The 1,563-nt window shown below is 67.9% G+C and carries 2 protein-coding genes; both read right to left on the bottom strand.

Features of this window, described 5'->3' with window-relative positions:
- Positions 1 to 36: 36 nt before the first annotated feature.
- Positions 37 to 546, bottom strand: a complete 510-nt coding sequence (locus AB4Y84_RS21275) for a pathogenicity-like protein (protein ID WP_363730489.1) — start codon at positions 544 to 546, stop codon at positions 37 to 39.
- A gap of 3 nt (positions 547 to 549) precedes the next feature.
- Positions 550 to 1,449: an acyl-CoA thioesterase II gene (gene tesB, locus AB4Y84_RS21280; protein ID WP_032951563.1), complete on the bottom strand. Its 900-nt coding sequence runs from the start codon at positions 1,447 to 1,449 to the stop codon at positions 550 to 552.
- Positions 1,450 to 1,563 lie beyond the last annotated feature (114 nt).

Raw genomic sequence — 1,563 nt, forward strand, 5'->3', positions numbered from 1 at the left:
GCTCGGTATGCTGCGGTTGCCGGCCAGCGGCCGGCACTACTTCGCCGGCTGGATGCGGACCCGCACTTCCTCTTCTTCCGGCGGTGCAGGTGCGGTCGGCTGTGCTTGCTGCGGCTGTGCCTGCGGGGCGGGCACCGGTGCGCTTGGGGCAGGGGCACCGCGATGGCGCAGACCGATCACCAGCGCCACCCCGGCGATCACCACCAGCAGGGCGATGCGGATGCGCCAGGCCCAGCCACGGCCACCGGTGCTTTCCTGCACATCATCGCGGAAGGCGAATTCGGCGGTCGGGTGGTCACGACGGGTGGTGTCGAGCAGGCGGGCGTCGCGCAGGATTTCGCGCGCACGCGGCTGGTCGTCGGCACGCACGACCCAGACCGCCGGGTAGGCGCCTGCATTGCCCAGGTCGGTATAGCTGAACTGACCCCGGCGACGGGTCTTGTATGAGCGTCCGTTGGTGACCTTCACCTGGATGTCGTGGCTGCGCAGGAGCTCGGCCACGCCTTCCACGGTTTCCACGCGCTGGCTGCTGAAAATCTGACGCATCGGTCAATCCTTGGCTGGCACGGCGGCCGCTGCTGCCTGGTCCGGAACCACGCGGATCAAGCCTTCCTGGGCGGTGCTGGCAACCAGCACGCCATCACGGGTGAAGAACTGGCCGCGGGCCAGGCCGCGCGAATCCTGCGCACTGGGGCTGTCCAGCGAGTACAGCAGCCAATCGTCGGCGCGGAACGGGCGGTGGAACCAGATCGCGTGGTCCAGCGAGGCCATCTGCACGTGCGGATGGTAGTAGCTGATGCCGTGCGGGAAGGTCGCCGTGCCCAGCAGGTGGAAGTCCGACGCGTAGGCCAGCAGTGCCTGGTGCAGCTCGGGAGCATCGCCCACGCGCTCGCTCAGGCGCAGCCAGACCTGGTGGTAGGGCGGGCGCTTGGGCGGGTTCAGTTCATCGCGGGGATACACATGGCGGAACTCGAACGGACCGCCGCGCGAGAGCCAGCGCTGCACCTTGATCGGCAAGCGCTCAAGCACCTCCGCCGGCAACGGCCGGTTCGGTTCGATGTCTTCCGGTTGCGGCACTTCGGGCATCTTGTGCTGGTGCTCGGCACCGGATTCGGCCTGCTGGAACGAGGCCGCGCAGAAGAAGATCACCTTGCCATGCTGGATCGCGGTCACCCGGCGCACCGAGAAGCTGCCACCGTCGCGGGTACGGTCGACGTCGTAGACGATCGGATGGTCGATGTTGCCGGCGCGGAGGAAATAGGCGTGCAGCGAGTGCACATGGCGACCATTGTCGACCGTGGCCTGCGCGGCCGCCAGGGCCTGGCCCAGCACCTGCCCGCCGAACACGTACTTGGTACCGATGTCGCGGCTCTGGCCGCGGAACAGGTTGTCCTCCAGCCGCTCCAGGGTGAGCAGATCGATCAGCTCGGAGACGACGGGTTCGGGCATGTCGTTCAAGGGGGCGGCCACAGCGATGAAAGAGGGGTCGATTATACCGGTGTAGGCCGGATGCCCCATCTTCGGTAGTGCCGGCCGCTGGCCGGCATCCGCAGGCGTCCCGGA

The organism is Stenotrophomonas sp. 2YAF22 (assembly GCF_052114665.1).
Lineage (GTDB): Bacteria > Pseudomonadota > Gammaproteobacteria > Xanthomonadales > Xanthomonadaceae > Stenotrophomonas > Stenotrophomonas indicatrix.

What these genes read in the sequence shown, in the direction of transcription:
- AB4Y84_RS21275 (WP_363730489.1), bottom strand. Translation starts at nt 546, where the DNA reads ATGCGTCAGATTTTCAGCAGCCAGCGCGTGGAAACCGTGGAAGGCGTG.
- tesB (WP_032951563.1), bottom strand. Translation starts at nt 1,449, where the DNA reads ATGCCCGAACCCGTCGTCTCCGAGCTGATCGATCTGCTCACCCTGGAG.